Source organism: uncultured Nisaea sp. (assembly GCF_963974195.1).
Taxonomy (GTDB): Bacteria; Pseudomonadota; Alphaproteobacteria; order Thalassobaculales; family Thalassobaculaceae; genus Nisaea.
Map to the genome: position 1 here is coordinate 16472 of NZ_CAXBDC010000019.1, position 16866 is coordinate 33337.

Here is a 16866-nt window from a genome sequence, read left to right on the forward strand (position 1 = left end):
TATCTCGGTAGCGGCTCCAGCCTTCTTCCCCTTGGTGTATAGATAGGAACATTTTGATCCGGCTGGTGTGAGATTTCGCACGAAGGCCGATCATCCAGTCCAGAAGGCGTTGGCGGGGCGCCTGAAGTACGTTTCAGCCGCGCGGTTGTGAGTAGCCCTGTCCTCTTGCAAGATGACGGGGTAGGGCCGGGCAGATCCATGGGGCAGGGTCGGCTCAAGCCATGATGGTTTTTTAGTGGGGAGAAAGCAGTGTCGACGATCAATCGCAGCCTGGGAGCGTGCAATTTGCTGCGATGCTTGCCGGAGGCCAAAATTGCCGAACTCGACAAGAGGTGCCGGTGGCGGAATTTCGACGCGGATCAGGTGATCATTAACCTGGATGATGAATCGACCGATGTTTATTTCATTACCTGGGGAGACGTGCGGGTCACCGTGTTTTCCGAAACCGGAAAGACCGTGATTATTCACGATCTGAAAACGGGTGATCATTTCGGGGAATTCGCGGCCATCGATGGCGGGCGGCGTTCTGCCAGCATCGTGGCGTTGAGCCGGACGAGCGTTGCCTGCATGTCGGCCGAGATGTTCCGCGATCTGCTTGCCGAGGTTCCGGAAATGGCCCAGATCGTCATGCAGCGTATGGTTGGCTCGCTCCGGACACTGGTCGAGCGGGTTGTGGAATTCAGCACGCTCGGTGTGCGCAACAGGATCCATGCCGAATTATTGCGTCTGGCGCGGGCCGGGCGGATTGTCGATGGCACGGGCCGTATTTCACCACCGCCGACCCATGCCGAAATCGCGGCCCGGATCAGCACACACCGTGAAGCAGTGACCCGGGAGCTGAAGGCGCTTGAGCGGAGCGATCTGCTGGAGAGGACCAGGGGAGCCTATGTGGTGAAGGATATTTCCGAGCTTGAGCGCATGGTCGACGACGCGCGTGCCGGCCGGGTGTCGAACTGATGTCTTTATGAATGGTGCACTGCGACAAATTATCTTAGAGGTGCATTAGGACTGACACAGTTCGGCGGCATAGTTATTATATTGCACTGCAGCATAATGAGGCCGTCCCATGTCGATCAGGAATCTGGATAAACTCTTTCAGCCGACCTCGGTCGCCATCATCGGGGCGAGCAACCGGGAGCAGTCGGTCGGTAAGGTTCTGTCCCGGAATCTGTTGGGCGGCTCTTTCACTGGCCCGGTTCTGCCGGTCAATCCGCATGAAACCTCTATCGGCTCCACGCTTTGCTACAAAAGCATCGCGGATCTTCCGATCGTCCCGGACCTTGCCGTTATCTGCACGCCGGCTGCATCCGTTCCCGGGGTGCTGGAGGATCTGGTGGCGAAAGGGACAAAGGCCGCCGTTGTCGTCACTGCCGGGTTTGGCGAGGCTGACGGTCACGGTGCCGATCTGGCCGGCGAGATCAAGCGCATCAAGTCGCAATATCCGCTGCGCGTGGTCGGGCCAAACTGCGTCGGCATTATGGTGCCGACCCTCGGGCTCAATGCATCCTTCCTGCATATTGCGCCGCCTGCCGGCAATCTTGCCTTCGTCACGCAGAGCGGCGCTGTTGCGTCTGCTGTCGTCGACCATGCCGCGCACCACAATATCGGCTTTTCCCATGTGGTCTCGCTCGGCAACATGACGGATGTCGACTTCGGCGACATGCTGGACTATCTGGTCGCCGATCCGAATACCAAGGCGATCCTGCTCTATATCGAGTCGATCAGCAGCCCGCGGAAATTCATGTCCGCCGCGCGTGCGGCCGCCCGGAACAAACCGGTGATCGTGATCAAATCGGGGCGTAATGAAGCTTCCGCCAAGGCCGCGGCATCCCATACCGGGGCGCTTACGGGCTCGGACAAGGTCTATAACGCCGCCTTTCGCCGCGCGGGTATTCTGAGAGTGTACGATCTGCTTGAGCTGTTCGATGCGGTGAATACGCTCGGCACGGGCCTGAAGGCTGCGAACGATCGGCTGGCGATCATTACTAATGGTGGCGGTCTCGGGGTGCTGGCGACCGAATGTCTTGTTGAGCTGGGCGGTCGCCTGGCGGAACTCAGCCCGGAAACCATTGCGGCGCTCGACGCCAAGCTGCCCTCCACCTGGTCGCGCGGCAATCCGGTCGACATCATTGGCGACGCACCGCCCGAGCGCTATGAAGCTGCGCTGGATGAAGTGGTAAAGGATCCGAATGTCGATGCGGTCCTGGTGCTGAACTGCCCGACCGCGATCGCGGACAGTTTCAAGGCGGCGGAAGTGGTGCAGCGGGCGGTGGCTAAAAAACCGCGCGTGCCGATTTTGACGAACTGGGTGGGCGAGGGCGCGCAGGAAAAGGCGAAGAAGGCCTTCTATCAGGCCTCGGTGCCGTCCTACGACACGCCGAACCAGGCGGTGACCGGCTTCATGCACCTTGTGCGTTACAAGCGCCGGCGCGATCTGTTGATGCAAACACCGCCGTCATTGCCGGAGGGTTATCACCCGGAGACCGAACGGGCGCGCGGGATTGTCCGGAAAGCGCTCGACGAGGGCCGGGAATGGCTGACCGAGCCGGAAGCGAAAGACGTGCTGGACGCCTACGGCATCCCGGTTGTCGAGACGGTCATTGCGAAGACACCGGAAGAGGCCGGACTGGCCGCGGTCGAGCTTGGCAACCATGTCGTCCTGAAAATCCTGAGCCACGATATCACCCACAAGAGCGATGTCGGCGGTGTCCGCCTTGATCTGACCGGGCGCCAGCAGGTGGTGGCCGCCGCGGAAGACATGCTGAAGACCGTCAAACACGTGAAGCCGGACGCGAAGATCGAGGGCTTTGCGGTGCAGCGCATGGCGGTCATGCCCCATGCGGAAGAGCTGATCATCGGCATCACAACGGACAGCGTGTTCGGTCCCGTCATTCTGTTCGGCAAGGGCGGGGTTGAGGTCGAGGTCGCGGATGACAGTGCCGTGGCCCTGCCGCCGCTCGATATCCCGCTGGCCCGCGACATGGTGCAGCGGACCCGTATCTGGTCGCTTCTGCAGGGCTATCGCAATCGCCCGGCGGCGGCCATCGAGGAGCTGACGGCGGCGCTGGTCAAACTGTCCCAGATCGCCATGGATTTCCCGGAGATCAGGGAGCTGGACGTCAATCCGCTCTATATCAACGATTTCGGCATTCTGGCGCTGGATGCCCGGATCAGGGTGCAGGATGCATCCAAGGCCATTCCGGTCGCCATCGAGCCCTATCCGAAGCATCTGGAACGGCATGTCAGCCTCGATAACGGCCGAGCGCTCACCGTTCGCCCGATCCGCCCGGAGGACGAACCGGCTTTGCTGGACCTCATCCAGAAATCCTCCCAGGACGATCTGCGCCGCCGGTTCTTCGCGCCAGTGAAGACCCTGCCGCATGAAACGGCGGCCCGGCTGACCCAGATCGACTATGACCGCGAAATGGCCCTGATCGCCGAAAGCCAGGGCGAAATTCTCGGTGTCGCCCGTCTGACGGCCGACCCGCATTTCGAGACCTGCGAGTTCGCCGCGCTTGTCCGGACCGATCAGCAGGGGCAGGGGCTTGGCCGCCGCCTGATGGGGGATCTGATCCGGCATGCCCATTCGCGCGGGCTGAAGAAGATGTTCGGCTATGTGATGACGGAAAACCGGGCGATGCTCGCCCTGTGCCGTGACCTTGGCTTTGTCGAGGCTCCGTCACCGGACGATGTCAGCACCCGGTTGGTCACCCTCGATATCGCACAGGACGGGTGCTGCTGAGGGTATTTTTCCGTCGTGAGGCTTCAGTGCCGGCTCCAGCCGATGTATGCATATCGGGTGCTTTAACCGGAGACTGAAAGATGCGCGTTGATCTCAATTCCGATCTTGGGGAAAGCTGGGGAGTGTATGAGCTCGGCGCGGATGCCGACATGCTTTCCGTTGTCTCCAGTGCCAATATCGCCTGCGGCTTTCATGCGGGTGATCCGGATGTCATGCGGCAGACCGTGATCCGGGCGCGGGACGGTAATGTCGGGATCGGGGCGCATCCGGGCTATCTCGATCTCTGGGGCTTCGGTCGTCGCAAGATCGTGGGAGACAGTCTGGAAGATATCGAGAAACAGACCGCCTACCAGATCGGCGCGCTTATGGGGGTGGCCGCGCTTGAGGGCGCGAAAGTGACCCATGTGAAGACCCATGGCGCGCTCGGCAATCTGGTGGCGGAGGATGACGGTGTGGCCGGTGCCGTCGCCAAAGCCGTGAAATCCGTCGACCCCGATCTGATCCTTGTCGTCATGCCCGGCATGGCGACGGAGCGGGCCGCCGAGGTAACGGGGCTTCGCATGGCGCGGGAGATCTATGCCGACCGGGCTTATCAGGATAACGGCAATCTGGTGCCGCGCAGCCAGCCCGGCGCCGTGATCCATGATGCGGAGGAAGCGGCCGCCTCTGTTCTGAAGATGCTGCGGGAAGGCGCGGTCATCACCCAGGGCGGCAAGCGGATCAAGGGCCGGATCGATACGATCTGCGTGCATGGGGACAATCCGGCCGCTGTCGGCATGGCGCGGGCGCTCCGGGCATCGCTGGAGGCCTCCGGCGTCGAGATCGCGCCGTTTCACCGCTTCGTCTGACGCCGGACCAGCGCCGCATTCGGAACAGTTCATTCGCAAACCGGCCCCTTTGGCGCCGCCGCCCGATCCTGCATAGTCACTCCCAACCAATAAATAACGGGGAGGCTGAAATGGGCTATGTGAGTACGGATGACGGCATCTCGCTCTATTGCGAGACGACCGGTGAGGGGACGCCTGTCGTCTTCGTGCATGAATTTGCCGGCGACCACCGCAGTTGGGAGAGCCAGGTCCGGGGGCTGTCCCGTTATTACACCTGCATCACCTACAGCGCGCGCGGCTATCCGCCGTCTGACGTGCCGGAAGATCCCGCCCGCTATTCGCAGGAACGGGCGCGGGACGACATCAAGGCCGTGCTGGATGCGAACGATATAGAGGCGGCGCATATCGTCGGCCTGTCCATGGGAGGCTTCGCCACGCTGCATTTCGGTCTGGCCTATCCCGAACGCGCCCTGTCGCTGGTCGTCGCGGGCTGCGGCTACGGCGCCGATCCGGAGCGGCGGGACGATTTCAAGGCCCAGTCGGAGAAGCTGGCGCAGCGCATCGAGAGCGAGGGGATGGACAAGATCGCCCCGACCTACGCGCTGGAGCCTGCCCGGGTGCAGTTGCAGAACAAGGACCCGCGCGGCTGGGCCGAGTTCGCGGCACAGCTCGGCGAGCATTCCAGCAAAGGCTCCGCCAACACCCTGCGCGGAGTGCAGGCGAACCGGCCGTCGCTCTGGGAGCTGCGGGAGCAGATGGCGGCACTGACCGTGCCGACCCTGATCGTGAACGGGGACGAGGACGAAAGCTGCCTTGAGCCGGGCCTCTTGATGAAGCGCACCATCCCGTCCGCCGGGCATGCCATGTTTCCGAACACCGGCCATACCTTGAATATCGAGGAGCCGGCCCTGTTCAACCGCACCATTCTCGACTTCTTCCACGAGGTCGAGGCTGGCCGCTGGGGCCTGCGCGACCCGCGTTCCCTCAAGGGCGGCACGCTCGGCCGCTGACATGCCGGGCCACTGAGATATCGGACAGAGGAGGGGGAGGCGCCTGTAAGGGCGCCTCCGGGGCTTGACAGCGTCTTCCTAGAAATGACAAGTTTATTTGTCATTTTGAAAAGGAGAGTTATCATGCCTGCCTCTGCCCGATCTCAATATGGTGTGGCGATTGCGGTCTTTCTTGGCGCGGCTCTGTTTTTCGTTGTCGAGGTTCCCTTCTTTGTGACCGTCCTCTTCACCACTCTTTGTGTGGCGTGGTCCGGATGGGTCTTCCTCTCGATATTCAGGGGTGGCGATGAACTGCAATCCGCAAGCCTGAGATACAGCCTGGCGGCCGCCAGCGGCGTCGGCGTTCCCGTTTCCATCGCACTCGTCATGCTCATGGTCGCAATGCCGGAACTTCAGGGCGCCGTGACAGACATCGCGGCCTTCTCGAAAAGCGGTTTATCGCCGGCGGTGGTTGGCTTCGCATTGGGCATAGTCTTTGTCGTCTTGGTTCAGAGCGTGGTTTGTGCCATTGGCAACTGGATGTGGTGGGCATCCAAGCGATAGCGGCGGGCCGAGGCTGATATGAAAAACAGGATTCGTGTTCTGCGGGCGGAGCGGCGCTGGACCCAGGCAGACCTTGCAAGCCGGCTTGGTGTTTCTCGAAACTCCGTCAATGCGGTCGAGAACGGAAAGTTCGACCCGTCATTGCCTTTGGCGTTCCGGATAGCCCGCTTGTTCGGGTTGAAAGTCGAAGAGATTTTCGAGGAGGACGTTCCTGAACCGCAAGACCGGTAAAGGCGCGCCGCACGGTCCCGCGTGCCGGCGAATTCTCCGAATACCGGCCCCATTTCCGGCACCGTGGAACCTGCTTTATTCTAACATACCGGTCCCGGCCTTTTCATGAGGTCGAGACCGTCCGCCGGGCCGTTGAAAAGAGCTTGGCCGTAATCACCCGGAGAGAGCCATGACCGACCTTCCCATCATCGAGCAACGCCGCATCGAAGCGACCGTGATCAAACCGATCTACGAGGAGATGGTGCGGGAGGTTGGCCGGGAGGTGGCACAGAAGATTATCAGCAGCGCCATCCGCAAGGCCGCCATCGCCCAGGCACAAACCTTCGCCGAACGCGACGGACCGGATCGCAACATGCGCGACTTCCAGGACCTGTACGGCCTCTGGACCAAGGGCGGCGCTCTGGAAACCGAGGTGCTGGAGGCAACGGGCGACAACTACCATTTCAACGTCACCCGCTGCCGCTATGCCGAGATGTACAAGGACATGGGCCTCGGCGACATCGGCCACCTGCTGTCCTGCAACCGGGACGGCAGCTTCTGCGAAGGCTATTCCGACAAGATCACGATGCAGCGCGGGCAGACCATTATGCGTGGGGCGAGCCATTGCGATTTTCGATATCGGTATAATCATAAAAATTCAACTTTTGGAGGGGTTGAAAATACCGAGGGTTGAGTTTTCGGGGGCTAAAGATCTGGCAATCCCGGGAATGGCGTTGCAACATGAACTCGGGGCGTTTCACTGAACCGGACAGAACATGCATGAACACCCGAGTCTCCCGCGCGCCAGGGACATCAGGGAGCAGGCGCAGACTACGGCGATACGTGAACTCCTCTCCCACTGGATAGCGATCCATCCGGGTGACCGTATACCCGCGCGGGCGGATTTCGATCCGCTGAGCGTCTCGAGAGTTCTACCTAACCTCGTGCTGACCGATGTTGAACGGGACCCGTACCGCTTCCGGGTTCGTCTCATGGGAACCGCAATCGTCGAGGCGATGGGCGCTGATTTCACGGGCCAGTATCTTGACAAGGTCTGGCCGAATGCCGATGAGCAATTGCTCGTGCGCCATAGGGTCGAGGTCGTGGAGTCGGGGTTGCCTAATTACAGATATGGCGTGTCGCCGACCAGCTTCAGGCTGGATTTCGCTGCACTCGAACGGGTGTTCCTGCCATTCGCAGCGAATGGCTCTGATGTTGATGTGATCCTGAGTGCCATCGTTTATATGCAGCCGAACCCGGAGGGGTGAGGGGCGTGACGGTCAGAGCGCGAATTGAATTGTGTCCCCGTAAGAGCCAATTTTCTGGAACTCAAAAATGTCCAATCCAGTCCGCATTTCCCTGATCCACGCAACGCCGCTCGCCATAGCCCCGATAGAGACGGCGTTCCGGGAAATTTGGCCGGAGGCCGAGATCCGTTCGTTGCTGGACGAGGCTCTCTCGGTCGACCGCGCGAAGGAAGCCTACCTGACGCCGGGTCTGGCGGCGCGGACCGTGGCGCTCGCGCGCTATGCCGAGGGAACGGGGCCTGCGGGCATCCTCTACACCTGTTCGGCCTTTGGCGAAGCGATAGAGGAGGCCGCGCGTACATCGCCGCTGTCGGTGCTGAAACCGAACGAAGCCATGTTCGAGGAGGCCTTTGGCCACGGAAGGCGTATTGCGATGATCTACACCTTCCCGGCGGCGGTCGAGGGCATGGCGGAGGAATTCCGCGACGAGGCTGCGCGGCGCGATTCCGGAGCACGCCTGACAACGGTTTTCGCGGAGGGCGCGCGGGAGGCGCTGAACGGTGGTGACGCGGAAACCCACAACCGCCTCATCGCCGACGCGGTCGCCCGCACGGCGGACGCGGATGTCTTCCTGCTGGCCCATTTCTCCATGGCCCCAGCCGCCCCGGCCTGCCGCGCGGTGACTGACCGGCCGGTGCTGACCAGCCCGGAGGCGGCGGTGCGAAAGATGAGGGCGTTGGTTGGGGCGCGGGAGGGAGCAGGTGAGGCTGAGGGACGAAATTCACCTTTGAACGCGTCAATTAAGTCGCGTGTTCCCATAAATGCGAGAGAAAAAAGCATCTCTAATCTTAGTTCGATCCAATTGAGGCGTCACAAAACTGCGGCTGCTTATCGATCAGATGACTCTAAAAAAATGTTCTCAGACTTGACGCAGGCTTACTGGAAATCTGCAACAACATTACATCGTGAAGCGATCTCAAAAAGACCAAGTATTAATTTTTCTGGATCGCCGATGATTGCTCCGAGTATTGTTCTTTATGTAAGTTCATTAGATTCTTTACTAAATTCTATTTTGGCGCGAGTTCAGTTGTTTGTCGATCAAGAAGAATTAAACGCATCGTGTTACGAGGTTGCCGCAGAGCCCCTTTCCAAGGAAAAAATAAAGCGGTTTATGTTCATTTTGCAATTGAGTGATTTTGCGGACCAAAATTTGATCAACAAACTGGGTCTTTTATCGAATCTACGAGGTGAAGTTGTGCATTTCGTACCGATTCCATCACCTCGTAACGAGTGGAGAGGTCGTGTTTTGGAAGCAGTAAGGAGTGCTGGGGTTAGTCGTGACGAAATGTTGGGTATTGATACAAACACGGCTATGACGTTTTTTAAAGTCGCAAACTGGTGTCGTGCAATAGTTCTTGATACAGCAAATCATATACAGAACGAACTATCTTGGGGGCCACAGTTGTTTGCGTCATCAGATGAGGCAGATTTGGGTATGAGATCTATTCAGGAACTAAGGAGGCACGACATTTAATTCGTGTTGCGGTTCCTAAATCACAATATGCGGTCTCTCCTCAACGGCATTTCGCATCCCGCAACGCAATGTCATATTCCAGTTAGCAGCATATCAAGCGCGTTCGTGATCTCGGTCTCGTTGCTGAGGACGCTCGTGACCGGGGATTAGGGGACGATACGTAATTAGCTGGCCGACTTTGAAACAGAAAGCATCGTCATTCCGGCCGGAGAGCCGGGCCCCAGGGGGGGCGTGGGGCCGTGTTCTATGCTCTCTGGGTCCCGCATCACGTGCGGGATGACGATGTTGGGGGCGGAATAATGATGTTTCCGGACGGGGTGATGGCCTGAGGGGGAGGGGATGATATGGGGACACGAAACTTGTCTCCCGGGTGCGTGGATTATGTTTCGTGTCCCTTGGACTGCCTATTCGTCTTACTCGGACGCGACCATGCCGCGTGCGACGATAAGCAAGTCATCCGCGTATTGATATTCGCCGTCCTTGCAGCGCTGGGCCGCAAGCTCTAGCAGGCTGTCAAAGACCGCTGCGGATTTGGGGCCAAGGTCAGGGTTTCCCGCGCGGGCTTCCTGGGTATCCTGGATCGCGGCTTCGCAGGCTTTCAGGGTGGTGATCGTCGTCGGGTTTTTTCCGGCGGAATAGGCGGATCCGGCCTGTGTGACGACGAGAACAGTGGCGACGATGAGCAATCTCGTTAAAGACAACATCATATTTTCCTCTCAACGTCCGTGACATCTCCTGAGCACGTGACGTGCTCTTGAGATAATCCATTAAAAGCGGAATTTAAGGGGTGCCATCGGCGTGGTGGCACCGTGATCGCAATAAGTGTTCCACGCCTGAATACCCTCCCGTTTGAGCGCGAAACCCGGACTCCGCCGGGGCGAGCATCGGGTCGGCCATCGGCTCCGCATTCTCCGGCGAAAACACTGCTGGCAGGGCCTGTATTTTGCCGGTGAGCCGGGCAGGGCAGTCCGGGGCTCATGAAGATCGTCATATCTGTACGCCGCAATTGCTGCTAAGGAAGAGGCTCATGCAGCTGCGGTTGAGAAATTCGGTTTCTCCGCGCTTGTTTACTGAGCATTTCTGACATTTTCGCCCCCGGGAGCACACACGTGCCTCCCGCGGTATCACACGCATTAGCGGTGAAGGATCCATTTTGGACATTAATGACAAAACCATCATCAGAACGTCCCTGAAACCCGGGGCTCTCCTGAAATCGAGAGCCTCCCTTGATCCCAGAACGTCCCTTGATTACCGGCCGCGCGCCAAAGCGTTCCCGCGACATGCCGGTCAAACAGCGGTCTCTCCCGGCACAGCCTCCCCTGTTGATCGCAACCGGAACAAGGTGATTGAAATTGTTACCGTGCCCTATCTCACGGACATCACGGCCAATCGCAAGAATGTCGGGATTGAGCTGGATGTGCCGGCCGTTCAGGAAATCCTGTCGGGTTATTATCACGATGTCAGCATCACCCAGATAAACACGCAGAAGGATCTGGAGCTTCTGGCCGCACGGCGGCCGGATCTGGTGTTCTCCGGGGTCAAATATTTCAATTTCGGCGGCCAGGATCTGTGGCTGAACGATTTCCTGGACCTGCATGGCATTGCCTACATTGCCTCAGGCAAGGCAGCGCTCGACAACGAGCATGACAAGGCCCGCGCCAAACGCATCATGCAGCAGGCCAATATCGCGACCGCGCGGTATTTCCAGACAGCTCCGGGCGAACATCCGACCGCCGCCTCCGTGCCGATTGCCTTTCCGCTCTTCGTCAAGCCTGTCACCGGGGGAGACAGCCGGGGCGTGGATGCCAATTCCGTGGTGCATGATTTCGAGAGCTTCCGGCGCAAGGTGCTGGATATCCATGAGACGCAGAACAGCCGCGCACTGGTGGAAACGTATCTCTCGGGCCGGGAATACAGCGTCGGCATTCTGGAAGACGCAACCAATGGAACCTTGCGCGCCATGCCGATCGAGATCATCGCCGCTCCCAATCAAAACGGGGACCGTATTCTCGATTACGATATCAAGAAGCAGGATGCCGAGACCGTCGAGATGGTGACGGACATGGCAATTCACGCGCGCCTCGGCGACCTTGCCAAGGCGGCGTTCCGGGCACTCGACGGCAAGTCGCTCGGGCGCATCGACATCAAGATGAGCCACGACAACGTGCCGCACTTCATCGAAGCCAATCTCATGCCCGGCCTCCGCAAGGGGTACTTTTACCGTGGCTGTTTGCTCAATCTGAACATGAGCTATGAAGAGATGATCCTGAAGATTGCCGAGAACGGTCTCGCCGTCAGCGTTCCGCGTCCGGGCGGTTACGAGACGGAGACTTCGGAGCCAGTGATCGCGGCCCGGAAAATGAACGCGGAGATGTTCGTGGACGGATTCTGACCGGGCTGGCGCGGACGGGGCTTTTCGGCTGGAAAGAATGCCGCTGATCAAGCGTCAGCGGCGCTTTCGCCAGGCTTCGAGGGCGGAGCTGGCCAACTCCTGCCGTTGCCGTTTCGCGCTTTCATATGCGGTGTCCCGGCCCGTCCGGTAGCGCGGATCGTCTGATGGGCTGATCGAAACCGGCGGGGCGCCATATTGGTCGGCGCAGATATCGACGATCCAGCCGCCGCATTTGACCCAGGCATGCCCGTGCCAGATGCCGTCGTGGAGATAGCCTTCCGTCGCCCCCGGTGCATTGCCCTGGGCGACGGCCGCATCGAATCCGTGTTCCCGCAGAACAGTGGCGAGGAGCAGGCTGGTGGTCTGGCAGGTGCCGAGGGAGAGGGGATCGGGAAGCGCCCGGCCCCTGAGGGCGTGCCATTCGGGCCATAGCCCTTCCAGAAACCGGCGGACGTCCCCGGCGATGCGGGTCAGTTCCTGCCGGGAAGGGGCGGTACTCATGCCTGGCGGGTGTTCGGAATCGCGCCCCGGCTTTCCAGCTCTGCGATTTTCGCCAGGACGTCATCGACCGTGATGCCTTCCATCAGCGTCGAGACCGAAGCGGGGTCGGTACGCAGGCGGGCCATAAGGGCGTCTGCGCTGTCCGGGGTGCGGATAACGTAGCCGTTCTCGCCCCAGGGCCGGTAATGCTGGTCCTTTGTCGGCCCGAACAGGCCGATGGTCGGAATGCCGGAGGCTGCCGCGAGATGCATCATGGCGCTGTCGTTGGCGACCATCAGGCGGCATCTTTTCAGCAGCTCGTAGGTCGAGAGGATGTCCAGCCCGAAGCCGTCGATCACCCGGCCTCCATCCTGATTCTCCAGCAGAGCGGCTCCAGCCTCCCGCTCGTCGGGACCGCCGACGAGTACGATCTCGGCGCCCGGCGCGAAGGCTTTCATCTGCCGGATACTGTCCGCCAGTGCCGCGAACCGGTCCGCTGGCCAGGTCTTTCCCGCCCAGTTGGCACCGACGGCGAGCGCGACGGGGGTTTTCGCTCCCGCGAGCAGCTTTTCCGCAGTCTCCCGGTGTTCCGGCGCGGTCCAGATCTTCGGGTTCTGCGGCGGAATGCCGAACATCGAGGCGTTCAGCTCGACCCGGTGCCGCCCGGCCCGGTCGTAGGGGACGCTGTAGCGCTTTCCGGCCAGCAGCAGCCAGGGCATGGCGGAGCGGCGCAGATCGACAACGACGCGCCATTTTCGGGGCACCATGGCCCGCCAGAGCTGCCACCAGTGCCCGTGATTGCGCTGCTTCCTGATGATGTGCAGCGCTTCCAGGTTCGGCACTTCGCCGAATACCTTCGACGCCGGCCCGCCGCAGGCGATGGTGATGCCGTCTTCGGGATATTGCTCATGCAACCAGGAGAGAATTCCGGTCGAGAGAATCGCGTCGCCGATCCGTGTGGAGGTAATGAACAATATCGACATCGGGTCTCTCTGGTTCTGTCTTGTCTTGGATGCTGGAATTCGGGGTGGCTCAGTCCGGTATCGTGTCCAGCGCGGCCTGCAGGATATAGGCCGCGGCAAGCTGATCCACCCGGGCCGCGCGTTTCTTCCGGGTCATGTCCGCGTCGATCATGGCCCGCTCGACGGCCATGGTGCTCATCCGCTCGTCGAAAAACGCGACCGGCAGGTCGATGCGCAGGATCAGCTCACGGGCGAAATCGCGGGTCGACTGGCACCGGGGGCCCTCGGTGCCGTCCATGTTCAGCGGCAGGCCGATCAGGAAGGCGCCGACATTCTTTTCCGTGACGATCCGCGCCAGCTCTTCGGCGTCCTTGGTGAACTTCCGGCGCTGGATGGTGGTGACCGACGAGGCGACGCGCAGGAACGGGTCGGAGATGGCGATGCCGATGGTCTTGGAGCCGAGGTCCAGCCCCAGAATACGGGTGAACTTGCCCATCATTCCTGGCAGGTCGGCGGGGTTGCAGAATGTCATGTCAGGGTGATACCTTCGCCACCGTTTTGCGGCTCTGTGCTTGGTGTATGGAGCTGCCGCGAATTTCCGAATATTACGGAGAGCCTTATCCGATGTCGCTTGACAAAGCCACTGTCGCGAAAATCGCGCATCTCGCGCGTATCAAGACCGACGACGCACAACTGGATGCCATGGTCGGTGATCTGAACACTATTCTCGGCTTCGTCGAGCAATTGGGTGAAGTGAATACGGACAATGTCGAGCCGCTGGCGAGCGTCACGGGCCACGGCCTGCCGCTGCGCGCCGACGCGGTGTCCGACGGCGCCTATCCCGAACGGGTGCTGGCGAACGCGCCGGACCGGGCGCATGGCTATTACGCTGTTCCGAAGGTGGTCGAATAATGAGCGATCTTCTCTCACTCAGCCTGACCGAGGCGCGCGACGCGCTGAAGGCAAAAAAAACCTCCTCTACCGAGCTGACCGAGGCCTATATCGGCGCCATGGAAGCGGGCAAGAGCCTGAACGCCTTTATCACCGAGACGCCGGACAAGGCGCGGGCGATGGCCAAGGCCTCCGACGAAAAGCTCGCACGCGGCGAGGGCGGGGCCATGGAAGGCCTGCCCATCGGCATCAAGGATCTGTTCTGCACAGAAGGTGTGCTGACCACGGCGGCCTCCCACATCCTCGACGGCTTCAAGCCGGAATACGAGTCGACGGTGAGCCAGAATCTCTGGAACGCCGGCGGGGTGATGCTGGGCAAGCTCAATCTTGATGAGTTCGCCATGGGCTCCGCCAACATCACCAGCCATTACGGCCCGGTCGAAAACCCGTGGCGCCGTTCCGGCGGCGGTAACCAGAAACTGGTTCCGGGCGGCTCGTCCGGTGGCTCCGCTGCGGCCGTCTCCGGCCGTCTCGCTATCGCGGCGACCGGTACCGATACCGGCGGCTCCATCCGTCAGCCCGCCAGCTTCTGCGGCATTGTCGGCATCAAGCCGACCTATGGCCGCTGCTCGCGCTGGGGGGTTGTCGCCTTTGCCTCTTCGCTCGACCAGGCAGGTCCGCTGACCCGGACCGTCTCCGACGCCGCCCTGATGCTGGGTGCCATGGCCGGGCACGATCCGAAGGATTCCACCTCCGCCAATATCGCGGTGCCGGATTTCGAGGCGGCGCTGACCGGCGATATCCGGGGCATGAAGATCGGTATTCCGAAGGAATATCAGGTTGACGGCATGCCGGAGGAAATCGCCGCCCTCTGGAAAAAGGGTGCCGATATGCTGCGGGACGCGGGGGCGGAGATCGTCGATATCTCCCTGCCGCATACCAAGTACGCGCTGCCGACCTACTACATCATCGCCCCGGCGGAAGCCTCTTCCAACCTGGCCCGCTATGACGGCGTGCGCTATGGCCTCCGGGTCGATGGGGACAGCCTGATCGATATGTACGAGAACACCCGCGCCGAAGGCTTCGGCGAAGAGGTGAAGCGCCGCATCCTGATCGGCACCTACGTGCTTTCGGCTGGCTATTACGATGCCTATTACCTGAAAGCGCAGAAGGTCCGGGCGCTGATCCAGAAGGATTTCAACGACGCCTATCAGACCGTCGATGCAATCCTGACACCGACGGCGCCGTCGGCGGCCTTTGCCATCGGCGAGAACCAGGACGATCCGATCAAGATGTATCTGAACGACGTCTTCACCGTGCCGGCCAGCCTTGCGGGCCTGCCGGGCATTTCCGTGCCGGTCGGTCTTTCCGGCGATGGCCTGCCGCTGGGACTTCAGATCCTCGGCAAGGCGTTCGACGAGGAAACGGTCCTCAAGGTTGGCGGCGTTCTGGAACAGGCGGCGGGCTTCGATGCCCTGCCGGGCTTCCTTGCGGGAGGGAAGTAAGATGACCGAGGAAAAATCAAACCTGATCGCGGGCAACACTGGTGACTGGGAGATCGTGATCGGTCTCGAAGTGCATGCCCAGGTGACCTCCAACTCCAAGCTGTTCTCCGGCGCGGCGACCACCTTCGGCTCCGAGCCGAACAGCCAGGTCTCGCTGGTCGACAGCGCCATGCCGGGCATGCTGCCGGTGATCAATGAGGAATGCGTGCGTCAGGCCGTCCGTACCGGCCTTGGCTTGCAGGCGGAGATCAACCGTTTCAGCGTGTTCGACCGGAAGAACTACTTCTACGCGGACTCTCCGCAGGGCTATCAGATCAGCCAGTTCAAGCAGCCTATTGTGGGCGAGGGCGAGATCACGGTGGATCTGCCGGGACCGCGCAGCAAGACCATTGGCATCGAGCGGCTGCATCTGGAGCAGGATGCCGGCAAGTCGATCCACGACCAGAGCCCGACCAAGAGCTTCATCGACCTCAACCGCTGCGGCGTCCCCCTGATGGAAATCGTCTCCCGTCCGGACATACGGTCGGCGGAAGAGGCGGCGGCCTATGTGAAGAAGTTGCGCTCCATCCTGCGCTATCTCGGCACCTGCGACGGCAACATGCAGGAAGGCTCCATGCGGGCCGACGTGAACGTCTCCGTCCGTAAACCCGGTGACGAGCTCGGCACCCGCTGCGAGATCAAGAACATGAACTCGATCCGCTTCATGCAGCAGGCCATCGAATACGAGGCACGCCGTCAGATCGAGATCATCGAGGATGGCGGCACCATCGATCAGGAAACCCGCCTGTTCGACGCGAACAAGGGCGAAACCCGCTCCATGCGGTCGAAGGAAGAAGCGCATGATTATCGCTACTTCCCGGACCCCGATCTGCTGCCGCTGATTTTCAGCGAGGAGTTTGTCGAGGCGGAGAAAGCCAAGCTGCCGGAATTGCCGGACGCCAAGAAGGCGCGTTTCATGGCGGACTTCGGGCTTAGCCCGTATGACGCCGCTATCCTGGTGGAAGAGCAGGAGACAGCGGCCTTCTATGAGAAGGTGGCAGACGGGCGCGATCCGAAGCTGGCCGCGAACTGGATGATCACCGAGCTGTTCGGCAACCTCAACAAGGCGGGCAAGGATCTCTCTGACTCGCCGGTTGACGAAGTGAAGCTGGGCGGGCTGATCGACCTGATCACCGACAACACGATCTCCGGCCGTATCGCCAAGGACGTCTTCGCGGAGATGTTCGAGAGCGGCAAGGACGCACCGACGATCGTCGAGGAGAAGGGCCTGCGTCAGGTCACGGACACCGGCGCGATCGAGGAACTGATCGACAGCGTCATGGCGTCCCAGGCGGAGAAGGTCGCGGAATACCGTTCGGGCAAGGACAAGCTGTTCGGCTTCTTCGTCGGCCAGGTGATGAAGCAGAGCCAGGGCAAGGCCAACCCGGCCATGGTCAACGAGTTGCTGAAGAAGAAACTCGTGGGCTGATCCCGAAAGTAACATTGTATGAAAAGGCGGCCGGGCGATCCCGAGCCGCCTTTTC

17 protein-coding genes are annotated in these 16866 nt (G+C 60.7%); 13 read left to right on the forward strand and 4 right to left on the reverse strand.

Features of this window, described 5'->3' with window-relative positions; genetic code table 11:
• Window positions 1–285 precede the first annotated feature (285 nt).
• From AAC126_RS06410 to AAC126_RS06450, 9 genes are all read left to right on the forward strand, one after another.
• Window positions 286–957: a Crp/Fnr family transcriptional regulator gene (locus tag AAC126_RS06410; protein WP_339851233.1), complete on the forward strand. Its 672-nt coding sequence runs from the start codon at window positions 286–288 to the stop codon at window positions 955–957.
• A 109-nt stretch (window positions 958–1066) separates the two neighbouring features.
• Window positions 1067–3742 carry a bifunctional acetate--CoA ligase family protein/GNAT family N-acetyltransferase gene (locus AAC126_RS06415; RefSeq protein ID WP_339851236.1) on the forward strand — a complete coding sequence of 892 codons (2676 nt, stop codon included), beginning with the start codon at window positions 1067–1069 and terminating at the stop codon, window positions 3740–3742.
• A gap of 80 nt (window positions 3743–3822) precedes the next feature.
• The gene (locus tag AAC126_RS06420) at window positions 3823–4590 is read left to right on the forward strand and encodes a 5-oxoprolinase subunit PxpA (protein ID WP_339851238.1); all 768 of its coding nucleotides are present in this window, start codon (window positions 3823–3825) and stop codon (window positions 4588–4590) included.
• Window positions 4591–4700: 110 nt separating this feature from the next.
• A complete protein-coding gene (locus AAC126_RS06425) occupies window positions 4701–5579 on the forward strand; it encodes an alpha/beta hydrolase (protein WP_339851240.1) in 879 nt (292 codons plus the stop codon).
• A gap of 123 nt (window positions 5580–5702) precedes the next feature.
• Window positions 5703–6122, forward strand: a complete 420-nt coding sequence (locus AAC126_RS06430) for a hypothetical protein (protein ID WP_339851242.1) — start codon at window positions 5703–5705, stop codon at window positions 6120–6122.
• Window positions 6123–6140: 18 nt separating this feature from the next.
• A complete protein-coding gene (locus AAC126_RS06435) occupies window positions 6141–6353 on the forward strand; it encodes a helix-turn-helix transcriptional regulator (protein WP_339851244.1) in 213 nt (70 codons plus the stop codon).
• 169 nt (window positions 6354–6522) lie between these two features.
• Window positions 6523–7026, forward strand: a complete 504-nt coding sequence (locus tag AAC126_RS06440; RefSeq protein ID WP_339851246.1) for an L-2-amino-thiazoline-4-carboxylic acid hydrolase — start codon at window positions 6523–6525, stop codon at window positions 7024–7026.
• A gap of 82 nt (window positions 7027–7108) precedes the next feature.
• Window positions 7109–7600 (forward strand): PAS domain-containing protein, encoded by a 492-nt coding sequence (locus AAC126_RS06445; RefSeq protein ID WP_339851248.1) that lies wholly within the window; start codon window positions 7109–7111, stop codon window positions 7598–7600.
• Window positions 7601–7667: 67 nt separating this feature from the next.
• Window positions 7668–9113 (forward strand): hypothetical protein, encoded by a 1446-nt coding sequence (locus AAC126_RS06450; RefSeq protein ID WP_339851250.1) that lies wholly within the window; start codon window positions 7668–7670, stop codon window positions 9111–9113.
• A gap of 413 nt (window positions 9114–9526) precedes the next feature.
• Here the strand turns inward: AAC126_RS06450 and AAC126_RS06455 are convergent, their stop codons facing one another.
• Entirely contained in the window at window positions 9527–9817 is a 291-nt protein-coding gene (locus tag AAC126_RS06455) for a hypothetical protein (RefSeq protein ID WP_339851252.1), read from the reverse strand.
• 638 nt (window positions 9818–10455) lie between these two features.
• Here AAC126_RS06455 and AAC126_RS06460 point away from each other — a divergent pair.
• Window positions 10456–11505, forward strand: coding sequence for a hypothetical protein (locus tag AAC126_RS06460; RefSeq protein WP_339851253.1), 1050 nt, complete (start codon window positions 10456–10458; stop codon window positions 11503–11505).
• A 54-nt stretch (window positions 11506–11559) separates the two neighbouring features.
• Here the strand turns inward: AAC126_RS06460 and AAC126_RS06465 are convergent, their stop codons facing one another.
• The 3 genes from AAC126_RS06465 to ruvX are packed head-to-tail and all read right to left on the reverse strand — an operon-like array spanning window position 11560 to window position 13479.
• Window positions 11560–12006 carry a transglutaminase domain-containing protein gene (locus tag AAC126_RS06465; protein WP_339851254.1) on the reverse strand — a complete coding sequence of 149 codons (447 nt, stop codon included), beginning with the start codon at window positions 12004–12006 and terminating at the stop codon, window positions 11560–11562.
• Window positions 12003–12968 carry a glycosyltransferase family 9 protein gene (locus AAC126_RS06470; RefSeq protein ID WP_339851256.1) on the reverse strand — a complete coding sequence of 322 codons (966 nt, stop codon included), beginning with the start codon at window positions 12966–12968 and terminating at the stop codon, window positions 12003–12005. Before AAC126_RS06470 ends, AAC126_RS06465 begins: the two co-directional genes overlap by 4 nt.
• 49 nt (window positions 12969–13017) lie before the next feature.
• A complete protein-coding gene (gene ruvX, locus AAC126_RS06475; RefSeq protein WP_339851258.1) occupies window positions 13018–13479 on the reverse strand; it encodes a Holliday junction resolvase RuvX in 462 nt (153 codons plus the stop codon).
• Window positions 13480–13571: 92 nt separating this feature from the next.
• Here ruvX and gatC point away from each other — a divergent pair, with 92 nt between their 5' ends.
• From gatC to gatB, 3 genes are read left to right on the forward strand one after another with little or no spacing between them, the layout of a single operon-like run.
• A complete protein-coding gene (gene gatC / locus AAC126_RS06480) occupies window positions 13572–13859 on the forward strand; it encodes an Asp-tRNA(Asn)/Glu-tRNA(Gln) amidotransferase subunit GatC (protein ID WP_339851260.1) in 288 nt (95 codons plus the stop codon).
• Entirely contained in the window at window positions 13859–15343 is a 1485-nt protein-coding gene (gene gatA / locus AAC126_RS06485; protein WP_339851262.1) for an Asp-tRNA(Asn)/Glu-tRNA(Gln) amidotransferase subunit GatA, read from the forward strand. Before gatC ends, gatA begins: the two co-directional genes overlap by 1 nt.
• Before the next feature lies 1 nt (window position 15344).
• Complete coding sequence (gatB, locus tag AAC126_RS06490) at window positions 15345–16811, forward strand: Asp-tRNA(Asn)/Glu-tRNA(Gln) amidotransferase subunit GatB (protein ID WP_339851264.1); 1467 nt, start codon at window positions 15345–15347, stop codon at window positions 16809–16811.
• The last annotated feature ends 55 nt before the right edge of the window (window positions 16812–16866 follow it).